This is a genomic window from Shewanella sp. MBTL60-112-B2 (assembly GCF_019655055.1).
In the GTDB taxonomy this organism is placed as follows: Bacteria; Pseudomonadota; Gammaproteobacteria; order Enterobacterales; family Shewanellaceae; genus Shewanella.
In genome coordinates this window covers 124976-143050 of record NZ_BPFA01000009.1, presented here as the reverse complement: position 1 = coordinate 143050, position 18075 = coordinate 124976, and the positions used below count along the sequence as shown (strand labels likewise).

Annotated in this window: 16 protein-coding genes; 5 read left to right on the top strand and 11 right to left on the bottom strand. The window is 45.4% G+C overall.

Annotated features, from left to right (window positions below):
- Positions 1 to 171: 171 nt before the first annotated feature.
- The 5 genes from K5Q73_RS08010 to leuA form a co-directional block, all read right to left on the bottom strand.
- Entirely contained in the window at positions 172 to 1557 is a 1386-nt protein-coding gene (locus K5Q73_RS08010) for an outer membrane protein transport protein (protein WP_220760966.1), read from the bottom strand.
- Positions 1558 to 2070: 513 nt separating this feature from the next.
- Positions 2071 to 2676 (bottom strand): 3-isopropylmalate dehydratase small subunit, encoded by a 606-nt coding sequence (gene leuD, locus K5Q73_RS08005; protein WP_220760964.1) that lies wholly within the window; start codon positions 2674 to 2676, stop codon positions 2071 to 2073.
- 9 nt (positions 2677 to 2685) lie between these two features.
- Positions 2686 to 4086 carry a 3-isopropylmalate dehydratase large subunit gene (gene leuC, locus K5Q73_RS08000; protein ID WP_220760962.1) on the bottom strand — a complete coding sequence of 467 codons (1401 nt, stop codon included), beginning with the start codon at positions 4084 to 4086 and terminating at the stop codon, positions 2686 to 2688.
- A gap of 2 nt (positions 4087 to 4088) precedes the next feature.
- Positions 4089 to 5183, bottom strand: a complete 1095-nt coding sequence (leuB, locus tag K5Q73_RS07995) for a 3-isopropylmalate dehydrogenase (protein WP_220760960.1) — start codon at positions 5181 to 5183, stop codon at positions 4089 to 4091.
- Positions 5184 to 5280: 97 nt separating this feature from the next.
- Positions 5281 to 6852 carry a 2-isopropylmalate synthase gene (leuA, locus tag K5Q73_RS07990; RefSeq protein WP_220760958.1) on the bottom strand — a complete coding sequence of 524 codons (1572 nt, stop codon included), beginning with the start codon at positions 6850 to 6852 and terminating at the stop codon, positions 5281 to 5283.
- Positions 6853 to 7375: 523 nt separating this feature from the next.
- Here leuA and K5Q73_RS07985 point away from each other — a divergent pair.
- Positions 7376 to 9169 (top strand): histidine kinase, encoded by a 1794-nt coding sequence (locus K5Q73_RS07985; protein ID WP_220760956.1) that lies wholly within the window; start codon positions 7376 to 7378, stop codon positions 9167 to 9169.
- A gap of 54 nt (positions 9170 to 9223) precedes the next feature.
- Here K5Q73_RS07985 and recQ read toward each other — a convergent pair whose 3' ends face one another.
- Positions 9224 to 11047 (bottom strand): DNA helicase RecQ, encoded by a 1824-nt coding sequence (gene recQ / locus K5Q73_RS07980; RefSeq protein WP_220760954.1) that lies wholly within the window; start codon positions 11045 to 11047, stop codon positions 9224 to 9226.
- Positions 11048 to 11219: 172 nt separating this feature from the next.
- Here recQ and K5Q73_RS07975 point away from each other — a divergent pair, with 172 nt between their 5' ends.
- On the top strand, positions 11220 to 11684 hold the full coding sequence (locus K5Q73_RS07975) for a thioesterase family protein (protein ID WP_220760952.1): 465 nt from the start codon (positions 11220 to 11222) through the stop codon (positions 11682 to 11684).
- A gap of 166 nt (positions 11685 to 11850) precedes the next feature.
- Positions 11851 to 12738 (top strand): EamA family transporter RarD, encoded by an 888-nt coding sequence (gene rarD / locus K5Q73_RS07970; RefSeq protein ID WP_220760950.1) that lies wholly within the window; start codon positions 11851 to 11853, stop codon positions 12736 to 12738.
- Between the two features lie 54 nt (positions 12739 to 12792).
- Here the strand turns inward: rarD and K5Q73_RS07965 are convergent, their stop codons facing one another.
- The 5 genes from K5Q73_RS07965 to radC form a co-directional block, all read right to left on the bottom strand.
- A complete protein-coding gene (locus K5Q73_RS07965) occupies positions 12793 to 13302 on the bottom strand; it encodes a PH domain-containing protein (protein WP_220760948.1) in 510 nt (169 codons plus the stop codon).
- Positions 13303 to 13381: 79 nt separating this feature from the next.
- On the bottom strand, positions 13382 to 14701 hold the full coding sequence (gene argA, locus K5Q73_RS07960; RefSeq protein WP_220760946.1) for an amino-acid N-acetyltransferase: 1320 nt from the start codon (positions 14699 to 14701) through the stop codon (positions 13382 to 13384).
- A 324-nt stretch (positions 14702 to 15025) separates the two neighbouring features.
- Complete coding sequence (rpmG, locus tag K5Q73_RS07955) at positions 15026 to 15199, bottom strand: 50S ribosomal protein L33 (protein WP_012275560.1); 174 nt, start codon at positions 15197 to 15199, stop codon at positions 15026 to 15028.
- A gap of 6 nt (positions 15200 to 15205) precedes the next feature.
- The gene (gene rpmB, locus K5Q73_RS07950; RefSeq protein ID WP_012275559.1) at positions 15206 to 15442 is read right to left on the bottom strand and encodes a 50S ribosomal protein L28; all 237 of its coding nucleotides are present in this window, start codon (positions 15440 to 15442) and stop codon (positions 15206 to 15208) included.
- 125 nt (positions 15443 to 15567) lie between these two features.
- The gene (gene radC, locus K5Q73_RS07945) at positions 15568 to 16245 is read right to left on the bottom strand and encodes a DNA repair protein RadC (protein ID WP_220760944.1); all 678 of its coding nucleotides are present in this window, start codon (positions 16243 to 16245) and stop codon (positions 15568 to 15570) included.
- A gap of 151 nt (positions 16246 to 16396) precedes the next feature.
- Here radC and coaBC point away from each other — a divergent pair, with 151 nt between their 5' ends.
- Together coaBC and dut are read left to right on the top strand one after the other, a co-directional pair.
- Positions 16397 to 17590, top strand: a complete 1194-nt coding sequence (gene coaBC / locus K5Q73_RS07940; RefSeq protein ID WP_220760943.1) for a bifunctional phosphopantothenoylcysteine decarboxylase/phosphopantothenate--cysteine ligase CoaBC — start codon at positions 16397 to 16399, stop codon at positions 17588 to 17590.
- On the top strand, positions 17590 to 18048 hold the full coding sequence (gene dut / locus K5Q73_RS07935) for a dUTP diphosphatase (protein ID WP_012275556.1): 459 nt from the start codon (positions 17590 to 17592) through the stop codon (positions 18046 to 18048). Before coaBC ends, dut begins: the two co-directional genes overlap by 1 nt.
- Positions 18049 to 18075 lie beyond the last annotated feature (27 nt).

Here is an 18075-nt window from a genome sequence, read left to right as displayed (position 1 = left end):
ACTAGTTATTGCTTTTTTACCATGAAAATAAACTTCCAATCCAATTCCAGCACCGTTTAAGCCTAGATTTATAATGCAAAAAGCCCCGCAGATGCGAGGCTTTAATAACAGCTGTTAAGACTGAAGCTGCTTGGCTTTAGCTAAGATTAGCTCCATACCCTAGCGCTGAGTTTAGAATCGGTAAGTTGCTTGAACACCAAGTAGCGCTATGTTACCGCTAGTTGTGCCAGAGAAAGTACCACCAAATAGTGCTGATGAATTATCTGACTCGATACCTGGACGCGGCTCAACTACCGGAGACTCGTCAGCAAAAATGTATGTAAAGCCTAGATCCATGTCGAAGTTCTCGCTGAAGGCGTAACCCATACCAACACTTAACCATAAGCGATCCATTTCAGGGATAGTCAGAGTACGGTTAGCATCAGATACCGCTGACATGTCATAAGCCACACCACCGCGCAAAGACATCTTTTCATTTAACTGATAAGTGGTACCTACTGCAAAGCGATAACTGTCTTCCCAGTTTTCCTGCTTAACCAACTGCGTTGGATTAGTTAGTTCTGGAATATACGCTTCTAATTTTTCAAACGAACTCCAATCGGTCCAGTTAACACTTGCATGAAGAGCAAGCTTGTCTGTTAACTGATGAAAAGAAGCAATCTCAGCTGTCGCTGGAAGTGTTAAATCCATCGAACCGTCGTATTTTTTCTCTGGCGCGAGCTCTGGCGTCTGGCCAGCCATAATTGAACCTACTGCAGCACCGATTACCTCTGGATCATAAAGGTTAAACGCTACACCATTTGCTTCACCAGAAAGTGTTTGCTTAACTTCTGAACGGAAGTTCACACCAATTCGGTTATTAGCGTTAATCTGCCAAGCTGCACCAAGCTGCCAACCCCAAGAAGTGTCATCACCTTCCATATATTTAAGGGTAGTGCCTTTAGCAACGGGTATACCTTGATTAATCCCCAAATCTGATAATGGGATCATTGTATCTGCAGAGCTCTTAGCACCGATGCTACCTTCACCTAAGACGAAACGTACACCGGCACCAACACTAAACTGCTCATTAATACGGTAAGCAACGTTAGGATTGATTTCAACAGTTGTTACCGATGCTTCATTACCGAACTGTGTACCACGGAAGCTATCATCTAGCTCAGTCGCCATACCGAAGTTACTACCAATACCTAGACCTAGGAACCACTGTTCGTTTAACTGATGTGACACATAAAAGTTAGGCACTACCGCATCGCCAGCAATATCTTTTGCTGAAGTAGCGTTAACGCCATCAACGTATGTCACTTCGCCATTGATATCGATATTTGGCATAACCAAAATCGCGCCCGTTGTCATTTGCGTACCTTGAAGATAAGTCAGCATCGCCGGATTACGGTTTTGCACTGCAGCATTATCAGCCATTGCAGCTTCACCCGCATATGCACGGCCTAATCCTGTTGCAGAGTATTCAGCTAATTGAAAACCAGCAGCTTGAACCTGTGTAACTGTCCCCAAAAGTGCTGTACTCACAGCAAGAGTAATTAAACGCTTATTCATTGGTAATCTCTAATTATGTTAACAAGAAGTAGAGTATTAACTCCACTTTTTAATGGCGGCGATTTTACAACTGCAGAATATCTTTACAAGTACTTTATAAAAAACAGCACAAAACACTACCGCAACAAGGCGAAAATAGAGAATTAATAGACTGGATCACATTTTAAAACAGTGAAAACACGCACAAACTAAACAAAAACGTCGCTGAAGAGTTACACAACAACAGCAATAAGATAGATAAAATACATTAAAAACAACGGCAAACCTATAAAAATAACTATGACACCTGTTCACTCAAAAAACAGCACGATTACAGCATAAATCACTAGCCTTTATTTTATCGATTAAGATATATAGCAACAAAAAACATCAAACCGAATAAAAACAATAACTAAACTGAATTAGCAGTACCTAAATAAAACAAAGCCATTTAGACAAATATCTAAATGGCTTGGCTAAAACTAATTGTTGGTACGCCTGTACGCAAATATTATTTGGCTAAACCGCGCTACTTTACCCTCTCCATGTAGGTATACTGGCTTCATAGTTAGCAATTGTATCGGCGTGTGACAGTGTCAAACCAATCGCATCTAACCCGTTTAGTAGGTTATGTCTCGCAGACTCTGCAATTTCAAAGCTAAATACGCTACCCGAAGGTGATGTCACTGTTAGCGCTTGCAAATCGACATTGATCTCAGCGCCTTCTTTTGCTTCGACTTCTGCCATAATCTGTTGCACTTCAGCGTCTGTTAACCTAACAGGCAGCAAGCCATTATTGATTGAGTTGCCATAAAAGATATCGGCAAAGCTTGGGGCAATAATCACTTTTAGGCCAAAATCGGCTAGTGCCCATGGCGCATGCTCACGACTCGAGCCGCAGCCAAAATTTTCTTGAGATACTAAAATAGAAGCGCCCTTATAGCGGGGCTTATTTAGATTAAATTCTGGGTTTGGCTGATCGCCAGCATCATCCAAGTAACGCCAGTCGTGAAACAGGTGAATCCCAAAGCCGTCGCGAGTCACCTTAGATAGAAACTGTTTAGGGATGATCTGATCGGTATCCACGTTTGCACTATCTATGATAGCCGCAAGCCCAGTGTGTGAGATAAATGGTTGCATGCTGTGCTCCTAGTATGGTTTGCGAATATCAACGAAGTGACCAGCTACCGCTGCAGCGGCGGCCATAGCAGGGCTCACTAAGTGAGTGCGGCTGCCACGCCCTTGTCGGCCCTCAAAATTACGATTACTGGTCGAGGCGCAGCGATCGCCCGCTTCCAGTTTATCGTCATTCATCGCTAGACACATTGAACAACCCGGTAAGCGCCATTCAAAGCCCGCCTCTAGGAAGATTTTATCTAAACCTTCCGCTTCAGCTTGCTCTTTAACTAAACCTGAGCCTGGAACAACAATCGCCTTTACTCCATTAGCAACCTTACGCCCTTTAGCGTGAACCGCTGCGGCGCGTAAATCTTCAATACGAGAGTTAGTGCAAGAACCGATAAAGACCTTATTAATACTCACATCAGTCATCAAGGTGCCTGCTGATAGGTCGACGTACTCCAGCGCCTTCTCGATACTGCTTCGTACGGTTGAATTTGCCGCGTCGAGTGGATTAGGCACCAGCTGATCGATTGCAACCACTTGGCCTGGGTTAGTTCCCCAAGTTAATTGTGGAGCGATATCTTTGGCATCTAGCACCACGCAGGCATCAAATACTGCACCTTCGTCAGTTTTTAACTGCTCCCAAGCTGCAATAGCTTGATTCCAGTTTTCGCCTTTTGGAGAGAATTCACGGCCTTGTAAATATTCAGCCGTGGTCGCATCTGGCGCTATCATGCCTGCTTTCGCGCCCATCTCAATGGCCATGTTACACACGGTCATGCGGCCTTCCATCGTTAAGGCTTCAATTGCTTCACCACAGAACTCAACCACATAACCTGTTCCACCATCCATGCCTATCTTACCTATGATGGCAAGCACGATATCTTTAGCGGTGATCCCAGAAGCCACATGGCCGCGTACTTCAATTTTCATAGTCTTGGCTTTTAATTGGCGCAGTGTCTGCGTCGCCATGACATGCTCAACTTCCGATGTACCGATACCAAATGCCAGTGCACCAAAGGCGCCATGTGTGGCGGTATGTGAGTCACCACACACAATAACAGTACCCGGTAACGTGATGCCAAGTTCTGGCCCCATCACATGGACAATGCCTTGATTTTTATGGTGGATATCATAGAGGCGCACGCCGAACTCTTTACAGTTACGCTCAAGAGTTTCAACCTGAGTACGCGCCATAGGGCTAAGTGCATCTAAGCTGGCACTGGTTGTCGATGTGTTGTGATCCATGGTGGCAAAGGTTTTCTGTGGTGCTCGTAACCTTCGGCCAGCAACCTTTACCCCACTGAATGCTTGCGGTGAGGTCACCTCATGCACTAAATGCCTATCGACATAGATAATTGGCGCTTCACCTTCGGGAGCTACAACCACATGGCTGTCCCATACTTTCTCATATAGCGTTTTAGCCATGATTACACTCCCTCTCTTACTAGCTGTGTAATGTAATCACCCATCTCGCTAGTTGATTTTGCTTGGTGACGCTGCTCCGCTGGCAACAACTCTCCCGTCAAGTAGCCATCACTCAAGGCTTTAGCTACCGCATTTTCAATGGCTGTAGCAGCATCCTCAAGCTTAAGACTGTGGCGCAGCAACAAGGCTGCCGATAAAATTTGTGCCACCGGATTAGCAATGCCCTGGCCAGCGATATCTGGCGCACTGCCACCAGCAGGTTCATACAAACCAAAACCAGAGCTGTTCATGCTGATTGAAGACAGTAATCCCATAGAGCCAGTTAGCATGGCGATCTCATCTGAAATAATGTCACCGAAAAGGTTCGAGCACAGCATGACATCGAAATCGTCGGGACGACGTAGTAACTGCATAGTCGCGTTATCGATATAGATATGCTCTAGCTCAACATCAGGGTAATCCTTAGCGACCTCTTCCACCACTTCACGCCAAAGCACTGAACAGGCAAGTACGTTGGCTTTATCAACAGAGGTCACCTTCTTACGGCGGCCTTGGGCTGTCTCGAAAGCAATTTTAGCGATACGACGGATCTCTTTACGGCTGTAGCGCATAGTATCGAAGGCTTCTTCATTTTCGCCTTCACCTTGGCGCCCCTTGGGCTTACCAAAGTAAATCCCGCTTGTTAGCTCGCGAACACAAACCACATCAAAACCGCGAGAAGAGATATCACTGCGTAGCGGTGACATATGCTCAAGGCCTGCGTGTAATTTGGCTGGACGCATATTACAGAACAGCTCAAAGTGGCCACGAAGGGGTAATAAGGCACCACGCTCTGGTTGATCGTTTGGTGCTAAGTGCTCCCATTTAGGGCCGCCTACTGAGCCAAACAGAATCGCATCAGCAGCTTCACAGCCTTTTAAGGTTGCATCAGGAAGTGGGCAGCCATGATTATCGATAGCGGCGCCGCCAACATCGTACTCGGAATATTCGATAGAAAGTGTAAAACGTTGTTCAACTGCTTTTAACACCTTACGTGCTTCAGCCATCACCTCTGGTCCAATGCCATCTCCGGCCAGTACTGCAATCTGATAACTCATACTTCGGCTCACTCCTGTGGTTTATTCTTCAATTTTTTCTTTAAACTTATTCTGTCGTAGGGACTTGCGCACATTCACGTTAGTGTCTGTCAACGTCTTACACGCCACCTAGCTCGCGCTTGTTCTGCTGAATACGCTGTTTACAATCGGCAACTTTATCGGCGCGCCAAGTTAGGTTCATCACATGGACTAGAGCCTTAGCTGACGCCTCAACCACGTCAGTGGCTAAACCCACACCGTGGAAGTTTTGCTCTCGATACTTGGCGGTAATATCCACTTGGCCTAAGGCATTTTGCCCCTCACCTTTTGCGCTTAACTGGTAGCTAGTAATATTGATTTCACAACCACTGGCGCGAGCGACAGCCTTATAAGCAGCATCGACTGGGCCGTTACCCGTCGCAGCTTCAGTAATGATTTCACCGTTAACCGCAACTTTTACCGTGGCAGTTGCACTACCTTCGGTAGAATCTGAATGCACCACCAGCTGCTGTAACCTATAGTGATCATCTGTTTCGGCTTGGGCTTCCATAAAGGCTAAGGCTTCTAAGTCATAATCAAACACTTGGCCCTTCTTATCGGCTAGAGTCAAAAACTCCTCGTACAAAACATCCATATCGTAATCTTGCTCGCCATAACCTAACTCTGTCATGCGGTGCTTGATCACATGACGACCAGAACGCGAGGTCATATTCAAGTTGTTACGATTTAGTCCAATGCTCTCAGGCGTCATAATCTCATAGGTGTTTTGCGCTTTAAGCATGCCATCTTGATGGATCCCCGATGAGTGAGTGAACGCATTCGCACCTACAATGGCCTTATTCGCCTGCACCGGCATATTGCAAAGTTGACTGACTAAACTAGAGGTACGGTGGATCTCTTTGGCATTAATACCTGTCTCAAGCCCTAGCTCACCCTTACGAGTTGATAGGATCATGGCGATCTCTTCTAGCGAGCAGTTACCCGCACGCTCACCAATACCGTTGACTGTACATTCAATTTGGCGAGCACCGTGCTGCACCGCAGTAATAGAGTTAGCAACCGACAAGCCTAAATCGTCATGGCAATGCACCGAGATCACCGCCTGATCGATATTCGGTACTCGATTAAATAGCGTCTGAATGATGCTGCCAAATTCACTCGGTACCGTATAACCCACTGTGTCGGGAATATTAATGGTACGTGCACCAGCTTTAATCGCCTCTTCCACCATACGGCACAAGTTGTCGATAGGGGTGCGGCCTGCATCTTCACAAGAAAATTCCACGTCATCGGTGAAACGGCGGGCGTACTTAACGGCGCCAACTGCCATCTCTAATACCTGATCAAATGAGCGCTTTAATTTACTCTCGACATGAATGGTTGAAGTTGAAATAAAGGTATGAATACGGAACTGCTCCGCAACCGACAAGGCCTGTGCAGCGGCGTCGATATCCTTTTCAAGCGCACGCGATAGCGCACAAACACGGCTGTTTTTAACTGTTCTAGCAATGGTTTGTACTGATTCAAAGTCACCAGGAGAAGAAACGGGAAAACCAACTTCCATCACATCTACACCTAAACGCTCTAACGCGAGTGCAATTTGAAGTTTTTCCTTAACCGTTAAACTTGCTGCTAATGCTTGTTCACCATCGCGTAGGGTGGTGTCAAATATAATCACTCGGTTAGACATCTATCTTCTCCATTGAACATCACTGTTCCGTTGTGTGGTCACTTTGCTGGTTTTGATAAAAATACAAAAAACCCCGCTCTTATGCGGGGTCTATTAATGCAGGCTTATGTGAAAGCGTATAGCACTAAGTCCTCCGCGCAGGATCTGCGAGAATGAGAATAAGGAGTCCTAGTAATGCATCGTTATATTTTTTCACTTTTCATTCAACCTAAATAGATAAATATGCTCAACACTGCCGTTGAGTCGATTAATTTTTAACTTGCACAGCTGCCAGTGTCAACCATAAATTCGCTTACAATAGTTATTCTCAAGCTAATTATTGCTCTAAAAAAGCGCAGCAAAGATAAATTGTGGCGCAAAAATAATCTTTAGCGCCATTTTACGTCTCAACAACGTACATATTTACAACATGTCGCAATATTCTCTCGCAACATGCTTTTTATGCACATTTTATTTAGATTCGTTATAATGCCGCTCAAATTGAAAGAAAGCGGATAAGGATTACCCACTGCAGCGTTCAAAAATGGATTTACGCATTTTCATTCTCAGTTTAATGCTGTGGCTTTCGCCTGCGTATTCATTAACTCTAGAACAGCTTGATCAACTCAATACCTCAGTCTTTCAGTATCCCAGTAAAGCCCTCAATAACATTCATGACATTGAACAAAACCTTCACTCCTACTTAGACCCAAAAGTGCTTCAACTGCGTATGAGCGCGTTTAAGTGTGAAACCTATCTTCAACTAGGCGAGAATGCCGCCGCCATAAACGTCGCCAGGCTTAATGAAGCAAGAGCCAAACAATTGAAGTTAGATGAAGCTAGACCTTACTTTCTTAATTGTATGGCTCAGGCCTATGTTAATTACGGGAATTACCAACAGGCGTTACCCTTAATTCACTCATCTATTGCCATGTCTCGTCGTTTAGAACAGCCCCAGGCATTGATCAATGGCCTATGGCTACGAAGCCAGCTAGATGCAAAGGTGCAGCATAACGACACTGCCATCGAAGACCTACGCCTCGCGCTAGACCTTTATCCGCAAGTTAGAAGACATGATGCACAGTGGCTATTAACTCCTATTGCGTACTTAAATGCTTCTATGGCTAAATTGCTGATGGACGTGAATGAGCCTAACGAAGCCAGACTCTTTTTAGATAAAGCCCTTAGAGACGAAGATTCGGCAGGGAAAATTGCACTTAACTTATCTATTGATGCCGCCAACATAGCTCAAGCGAATAGTCAATCTAAGTTAAGGGATCACTATATTCAAATAGCCAGAAGTAAGCTGGCAGAGCTTGGCAGCCCCTTTGAGTTAGCCATCGCTTATAAGCAAATAGCCTTTATTGATTTTAGTAGCGGCAAATATAGTAGTGCGGAGCAACTGCTCAACTTAAGCATTAATACTTTTAAGAAAGAAACAAACGCCAGCGCAACCATCAGCGCCTTACACCTACTAGCGCAAGTCAAGCTAGCTCAAGGTAAAGAGAAATCAGGCCTAGAGCTAATGAATGAAGCGGTAACCACTGCGAAACTAAAGAAGCGCTATACGGACCTTAAACTTTGCTACGCCGTGCTTGCCAATTACTTTGCACAGAAGCAAAATTTCGCCTTAGCCTATGATTACCAACTCAAGCAATTTCAAGCCGCAGAGAAAGAAGCGCTATCGATCCAGAAGATCTGGCTATCTCATTTAAAATCAGGCTTAAGCCGTCAACAACAAGTCTCAAACAAACAGCAAAGTACCAGCGTTGCAACGCTACCTAGTCAGCTTATTCCCAGTGAATTGTTACCAGTATTGTTTATTCTGATCAGCTTAATTATTTTTATCGCCTGGTATAACAGACAACCAGCAAAATCTGCGCTTGAAATTAAAGAGCCGATGCCGATAAAGCCCAATGCGACGGGTAAGCAAAAACTAGAAGATATGCTTACCGTGAGTAAACACGCGCATTACCCTCTGTCATTATTAGTGCTTGATCCAAGCGGAGTCGTGAGCAGTCAGATCCCACAGATGATTGAGCAACTGAAGACGAAGCTAAGAGATCAAGATCTGTTATTCCTGCAGGAAAAACACCAATTATTAATCATGCTGCCGCACACCTCTGAGGCTGCTGCGCTCAATGTTATCGAGCAATTATCGGATACAGTGGCAGAGTGGCAAAACGACAGCAAGGTCAACATTGGCCTTGCGAGTATGCAGCAGTTTGATAATTTACAATCTATGATAAAGCGAGCCAACGTCAGTCAGCTCAGACGATTAAAACCTGTTAGCCAAAATCGGCACTATCAACAAGCAACCAGAAGATCTGGAACCTAAATAGCCACTTGAACGCTGGCCTATATCGAGTTTTATCTAGATTAGTTTTTTAGATTAACCTTCAGCTAGATAATCAGCGATCTCGTCGAGGAATTCACCACCGAAACGTTCTAGCTTACGCTCACCGACACCGTTTACCGCGAGCATTTCACCTGGGCTAGTAGGCAATATGGCGGCCATCTCAGCTAACGTCGCATCGTTAAATACCAAATAAGGTGGTACATCTAACTCTTCAGCCAGCGTACGGCGCAGCAGTTTAAGCCTAGCAAACAGCTTACGATCGTAATTGAGTGGTGCGCGAGTATTGGTACTGCGTCGCTTAGTGGTTTGAATAACGATTCTTGGCTCAGCGAGTAATAACTCCACCTCACCCTTTAACACTGCTCGCGCAGAAGGATTCAAGGTGACCGAAGACCCACGGGTGATATCTTGATTGGCAAGGCCCAAATGGATCAACTGACGGATCACGCTTAACCAATGCTCGTGGCTTTTCTCTTTACCAATGCCCCACGTAGACAGCTTGTCATGCCCACGCTCAATCACGCTAGCCGACTTTGAACCACGCAACACTTCAATAAGATGATTAATACCAAAGCGTTGCCCAATACGATAGATACAAGACAGTACCTTTTGTGCATCTTGAATACCGTTATATTTCTTAGGCGGATCTAGGCAAATATCGCAGTTACCACAGGCTTGTAGCGCAGGTTCGTCGAAATAGTGCAGCAGCACTTGGCGACGGCAAGTCTGCGCTTCAGCAAAAGCAGCCATGGTATTAAGCTTATGAAACTCAACTTGTTGCTGCGGTCCCGGCTCGGACTGTTCGATTAAGTGTCTGACTCGGCCGATATCGGCAGGGTCGAACAACATTAGCGCCTCGGAGTCCAAGCCATCTCGTCCTGCGCGGCCGGTTTCTTGGTAATAGGACTCAACACTCTTGGGAATATCGTAATGCACCACATAGCGCACATTCGACTTGTTAATTCCCATACCAAATGCCACTGTCGCGACGACGATATCGAGCTGATCTTTTAAGAATCTATCTTGAACATCAGCGCGCTCTTCTTGAGTCTTACCAGCATGATAAGCTTCAGCTTGATGCCCTTGCAGACGAAGCCGTTCGGCAACTTCATCAACACGGCGGCGGCTACTGCAATACACAATACCGCTAGTACCATTTTGTGCATCAACGAACTGGCGCAACTGGTTGGCAGCATTGAGCTTTTCTGCCACGGTATAGCGAATATTAGGCCTATCAAAACTGGTAAGCAGCGAGTGCGGTGTAATTGTAAGTCGCTCGCAAATATCCGCGCGAGTGGCTTTATCAGCCGTAGCCGTTAACGCCATAATCGGCACTTGAGGGAACTGCTGACGAAGACGACCTAACGCTGCGTATTCAGGTCTAAAGTCATGGCCCCACTGCGAAATACAGTGCGCCTCATCGATAGCAAACAAAGATACATTCAGTTCGTGCAGCCTATCGATAAAACTCGCTTGTAACAGACGCTCAGGCGACACATACAACAGCTTAAGCTCGCCATAACGCATCTTCTGCAACACTTGTAAACTCTCTTCTCTTGGCTGAGAGGAGTTTAAATAAGCCGCTGACACTCCGGTCTGAATAAGGCTATCGACTTGATCTTTCATCAGTGAGATCAAGGGAGAAACCACCACGGTTAAACCGGGTAATACTAGAGCGGGTAATTGATAACACAGGCTTTTACCACCACCTGTCGGCATGATAACCAGGCAATCTTGTCCTGCGCAGATCTGCTCAATGACCTCCCTCTGCCCCTCTCTGAAAGTTCGGTAGCCAAATACCGACTGAAGGGTGGAAGATAACTGATCGACTGAAGTATCGAGCGCCGCCTGATCCATAATGAACCTGTGTTTAAAATAGGGTCGACTATTCTAATTGAGGCGAGCGACATTGTCTCTCTCGATTGTCGTTAGTGGATAAAATTTAAGCTTGCACACCGCTAACCATTAGCGATAGATTAAATACTCTAAAGCGAAGCATAAGATCACTAATCGAAGAAAAGGAAGCGAGATGAGTCAGCTTATTCAACAAGAAACCCTACGCAGAGTCGCCGAGATTTTTGATAAGCAGGTGCCGTTTCACAATCTACTTGGTATGGATATCAAACGCTATGATTTGGAGGGGGTTGAAGTTCAAGTGACCATGAAACCCGAGTTGATTGGTAATATTCATCAACAAATCCTTCATGGTGGCGTCACGGCAACAGTACTCGATGTGGTGGGTGGCCTTACCGCTTTCTCTGGCTTAGTTGCCAGCCGCGATGATTGGAGCCTAGAAGAGCTAGAAAGCCGCATTAGAACACTAGGCACCATAGATATGCGAGTCGATTATTTACGACCTGGCCGTGGCGAAATTTTTACAGGTACAGGAACAGTGATCCGCTCAGGTAACCGAGTATCGGTATCGCGAATGGAGCTACACAATGAAAAAGGCGACCATATTGCTTTTGGCACAGGCACTTATATGGTTGGCTAATAAACGACAAAGTCGGTAACTCGGTCGCTCAAGCCTGTGGCAGTAATACTTTCCTCTGTGTCAGTTTGGCATAACAGCGACTCGCTTTTTTAAAACTGCCACCAACTTGAGTCTAAGCCTCAGCAAGACTACAATCCTCAGCTACTTCCCTATTTAGCACATTCCAATGCAAGAGATTGAATACCGTAAAGGCATACTGTACGCCGTTTGCGCCTATACCCTTTGGGGATTTGCCCCAATTTATTTTAAGTTACTCGACAACGTACCTGCCGCCGAGATCCTGCTACATCGAGTGATTTGGTCATTTTTCTTTGTGACGATTTTAATCGCCATGTTTGGCGGATTTGCACGTTTGCGTCATCTCCTCAAACAGCCTAAGCAATTGGCCGTATTGTGCGTAACATCGGTATTGATTGCCGGTAACTGGTTACTGTTTATCTGGGCGGTCAACAACGACCATATGCTTGATGCCAGCTTAGGCTATTTCATCAACCCATTGGTAAATGTAAGCCTAGCCATGATATTTCTCGGTGAGCGCCTACGTAAACTCCAGTGGGCTGCAGTTGCATTGGCAGCAACAGGCGTGATGATCCAGCTGATCTCGTTTGGTTCTATTCCATTAGTATCGCTAGGGCTTGCCTGCTCGTTCGCTTTTTACGGTTTACTGCGCAAAAAAGTTAATGTCGACGCTAAAACAGGTCTATTGGTTGAAACCGCTATTTTGCTGCCTATCGCACTGGTTTACTTGTTTGCCAACGTTGATGACTCACTCACTCACGTGTTGAATAATGCCCTGCAGTCCAATTTACTGCTGGTCGCCGCAGGTATTGTTACTACGGTGCCATTATTGTGTTTTGCTTCAGCCGCAGTGAGAATTCCGTTTTCAATGCTCGGATTTTTCCAATACATAGGCCCAAGTATTATGTTTGTATTGGCAATTGCGCTCTTCAATGAGCCTTTTGATGCCGAAAAAGGCATTACCTTCGCCTTTATTTGGGCCGCATTGTTCCTCTTTACACTGGACATGCTTTATAAGCGCAAAGCTAAGAAGTAGCTGACTTACCCCAATAAAAAAGCGAACCCTATGGTTCGCTTTTTTATTATTAAATTAATCTGTAACCAGTAGGCCTTCAGGTTGTTGCAGGCTCAATATTAACGGGTAATTTTGCAGAGTAGGGATCAGCACTAACTTGTCTGTATTGGTGCTGGCGACAAAAGCTTTCTGTCCATTAGCAAGTCGAAACCAACCTAGCTGAAACCCAGGTATTCCGATGCCATTAGCGCGGATATCGGGCTTCAAACCAGGCTCTTTACCCCAATCGAGTAGTGTAATGCCAGCGCTATCAATGTCAGCAATGGGCAGACTAAAACCGTAGAAAGGAACATCTAAGGTTAAGGTTTCCGAACTCAGGATCAATTTGGAATCATTGACCTTATAGAACATCCAACTGAAAGCCAGCACCATAGGTAATAATATTCCTATGCTGACAGCCTTACTGGTCTTAGGCATCTGCTTAAAGTAAATAAACACCGCCAAACCGATTAAGATGGCTATCAAGGCCACAAAACTCCAGTGCCCTGTGGTTGTTAATGGCGACAATGTGTATACCTGAGACATAGAAGTTCCTTATCGTCTAAGAGTTTCCCATTGTTTCACAGCGACATAATATGTCAACATCTAGCACCAATCACAGCCGTTATAGATCTAGTGCTAAAATCTTAGACTTACGTTGATAGTTATACAGCTGTTTTTTCTTCTCTGGTAGCTCGTCAACCTCGACCATATTAAAGCCATGCTCTAGGAACCAGTGAATGCTACGAGTGGTTAACGCAAATAAGCGTGAGTAACCCCGTACCCTAGCTTGACCGATAATATTTTGCAGTAACAAGCTGCCTCTATCTGCATCACGATATTCAGGGTGCACCACCAAACAGGCAAACTCCCCCGCGTTGTCCTCTTCAAATGGATAAAATGCCGCGCAGCCGATGACTAAGCTATCGCGCTCAATCAACATAAACTGCTCTATCTCCATCTCAAGTTGTTCACGGGAGCGCCGTACTAAAATGCCTTTTTGCTCCAGCGGACGAATAAGATCTAAGATGCCACCAATATCTCTAATCGATGCCCTACGTAAGCGCTCAGCACTTTCGGTAACAATCTGGGTACCAATGCCATCGCGGGAGAAAAGCTCTTGTAGCAGCGCACCATCATCAAGATAACTGACAAAGTGACAACGACTTACCCCATTGCGGCAAGCATCAATACTGGCCTCTAAGAAGGCCTTAGTGCCCACACACAAAGGTGAAACCTCGGGGAAGTCATTTAAGATTTTTTGCGCTTCGGTAGGCATCAGCTCCGCCACTGCCTGTCCGTCACTATCCAAAATACCTTTCTGAGCGCTAAAGCCTATCATCTTGTCTGCTTTGAGTTTTATTGCAATTTGAGTAGCAACCTCCTCCGCAGTCAAATTGAAACTCTCACCCGTCACAGAGGCCGCTACAGGACCTAACAAAACGATACCACCACTATCTAGCTGACGCTGTAAACCTTGACCATCGACTCGACGCACCTTACCGCTGAGGCAATAATCGATGCCATCCTCAACCCCTAACGGCTGGGCGATCACGAAATTACCACTCACTACGTTAATTTGAGCCCCTTGCATTGGAGTATTACTGAGACTCATCGACAATCTTGCTGTGATATCTATCTGTAAGGCGCCAACCACTTGCTTTATCACTTTGAGGGCGTCTTCTTCTGTTACCCTCACACCTTTGTAATATTCGGCTGCCAGACTATGCTGCGCCAGCGCCTCATCAATTTGCGGCCTAGCACCGTGAACAAGAACAATTTTTATCCCTAGGCTATGCAATAGCGCAATATCATTAATAATCGCGCGAAACTGTTTCTGCGCGAGTGCTTCGCCGCCTAGCATCACAACAAAGGTCTTGCCCCTATGGGCATTGACATAGGAGGCGGAATGACGAAATCCATCAACAAGTTCAGTAGTACGCACGTTAGAATCACCTTAAAGTAAATAGATATTCACCAAGCTGCCAACTATTACATATATAGCAGGCAACTCAAAAGATGATATTGCATTTAAATTCAATTAAAAAGCATTTATTCTCATTTTATTAATTTATATTTTAGCTATACGCTGAGCAGCAAGGCTGTGGGGTTTCTTATTACCGGGCCAGTTAGAATTGAGCAAGTGAGGAGTTAGCGATGTGGGTGAATTTACAGTGGCAAAAAGAAGAGCTGCGCAGAAGCACTAAATTTTATGCAAAAAAAAAGCCCCTATAAATAGAGGCTTTTTCCAAGATGCTTAAACAAGTAATTACTTGATTTTAGCTTCTTTGTACATAACGTGCTGACGAACAACTGGATCAAATTTCTTGATTTCCATTTTTTCAGGCATGTTACGTTTGTTTTTTTCAGTCGTATAGAAGTGACCAGTGTTAGCGCTAGAAACTAGCTTGATCTTCTCACGATTACCTTTAGCTTTAGCCATGGTTTATTACACCTTCTCGCCGCGGGCACGAAGTTCAGCAATAACAACTTCAATACCTTTCTTATCGATGATACGCATACCTTTAGTAGATATACGTAGCTGTACGAAACGCTTTTCGTTTTCTAACCAGAAACGGTGGTTCTGTAGGTTAGGTAAAAAACGACGACGCGTTGCGTTCTTCGCGTGCGAACGGTTGTTACCAACCATTGGTCGCTTGCCAGTTACTTGGCATACTCTTGACATGTCAATCTCTCCAAAACAATATTTAACGCTCGAGCATTAATGCACCTCGAACACGGCCGTCGCCTGAGGCACACAACAGAGGGCGCATTTTATACAGGATCTAAAAACAAAGGTCAAGGAATAGATTAATCAATCCATCCCCTTTCAGCGAAAGAAACTATCTCTCGATCGCCCACAACCATGTGATCCAGTAAGGAAACATCAATAGTTTGTAGGGCTTGTTTCAATCGCTCAGTAATTCGTCTATCGGCTGTACTTGGTTCTGCAATTCCAGAAGGATGATTGTGACACACGATCACAGCCGCAGCCTTTTTTTCAAGCACCAAACTTACCACTTCACGCGGATAAACTGACGCTGAATTGATTGTACCTCTAAATAACTCAACGAATTGAATTACCCTATGTTGACTATCTAGTAATAAAATAGCGAACACTTCGTAGGCACGATCAGACAATTGTCTCATTAAATAGTCCCGAGTTAAATCAGGATCAGATAAAATTTTACCTCTTTTTAAGTTTTCTTGCGAAATTCGTGCACCTAATTCGACTGCGGCCTGCATTTGAGCAAATTTTACCGGCCCAATTCCATCTAAACGACAAACTTGTGCCTGAGACGCACTAAGCAAGCTTCTAAGACCACCAAACTCATTTATCATCACCTTGGCAAGCTCAACAGCACTTAAGCCTTTTAAACCCACCCTAAGCAGGACTGCTAATAATTCAGCATCCGATAATTGCTTTACGCCTTGGCTCAACAATTTTTCTCTTGGAGCCTCTCCTTCTGGCCAATCCTTTATCGCCATCACAACCTCCCTGTTGTTTTATTATGTTTGAGTATGGTCTAGATTTTCTGAAGTTGTTCATCACCATTTAGAGGTTTGTGATATCTTAGGCCAACTTCTGCTGTGCGACATAAAATTGGTCCACTAGGCGATTATCAAAATAGAGTTAACTATGGGTCTCGATAACAAAAAAGTATTACTAGGTATTGGCGGTGGCATTGCCGCATACAAGTCGGCCGACCTAGTACGCAAGTTAAAAGAACGCGGCGCTGACGTCCGTGTTGTTATGAGTCAAAGTGCACAGGAATTTATTACTCCGCTAACTTTGCAGGCACTTTCTGGTTATCCAGTGGCGACCGATCTGCTTGATCCTACTGCCGAAGCCTCTATGGGGCACATCGAGCTCGCGCGCTGGGCTGACTTAGTCATCATAGCTCCAGCCACTGCTAACCTTATCGCTCGGGTTAATGCAGGTATGGCAGATGAGTTAATTACCACCACCTGCTTAGCCACCGAAGCCCCGGTTGTGATTTGCCCTGCAATGAACCAACAGATGTACCGCAACGCCGCCACTCAAGCTAACTTGAAGCAAGTCGCCGAGCGCGGTATCCACATCTGGGGGCCAGATTCAGGCTCGCAAGCTTGTGGTGAAGTCGGCCCGGGTAGAATGCTTGAGCCTGTAGCAATAGCAGAAAAAGCCGTTGAGTTCTTCGGCCCTAAGCTGCTACAAGGCATGTCGCTACTGTTAACCGCTGGCCCAACTCGCGAAGCAATTGACCCAGTGCGTTATATCTCTAACCATAGCTCTGGCAAAATGGGCTTTGCCCTTGCAAAAGCTGCAGCACAGATGGGTGCTGAAGTCACCTTAGTGGCCGGCCCCGTCAACCTAGCTACGCCTGCAGGTGTCATCCGAGTCGATGTAGAGTCGGCACAAGAGATGCTAGACGCTGTGATGCCACAGGTAGAGAAACACCAAATATTTATCGGCTGCGCCGCTGTTGCCGATTACCGCATTGCAGAAGTCGCCGACAGTAAAATCAAGAAATCGGCAGAGCAAATGCAACTTGCGCTAGTGCGAAATCCTGATATCTTAGCCAGCGTTGCCAGCCATGTCGCACGGCCATTTACCGTGGGATTTGCCGCTGAAACCAATGATCTAGAGCAATATGCACGAGGAAAACTCACTCGTAAGAAGCTCGATATGATTGCCGCTAATGACGTATCAAATAGCGCCATTGGCTTTAACAGTAACTCCAACGCCCTGAGCGTATTTTGGAGTGACGGCAGCACCGATTTACCTGCTGTTGATAAAGACACTTTAGCCAAGCAATTGCTTACTCTAATAGCGAACAAAATAAAAAACTGATGAAAACACCAATCGAATTAAAGATTTTAGACTCACGCATCGGTACTGAATTTCCTCTGCCAGCTTACGCCACACCTGGCAGTGCAGGCATGGATCTTCGCGCCATCACAGATACCCAGCTTGTTATCCAACCGGGTGAAACTGTACTTATCCCAACGGGAATTGCCATTCACGTTGCAGATCCTAGCCTAGCGGCAATTATTTTACCGCGCTCAGGATTAGGTCATAAGCACGGCATCGTACTAGGTAACTTAGTTGGACTTATCGATTCTGATTATCAAGGACCATTAATGGTGTCTTGTTGGAACCGTGGCAGTGAGCCTTTTACAATCGAAATCGGTGACAGACTCGCGCAATTGGTATTTGTACCCGTTGTTCAGGCTGAATTTAAACTTGTAGATGAGTTTAACCAGTCGGATCGCGGCACAGGTGGATTTGGCCACTCAGGAACCAAATAACTGACTTACATAAATTTAATGTAATCA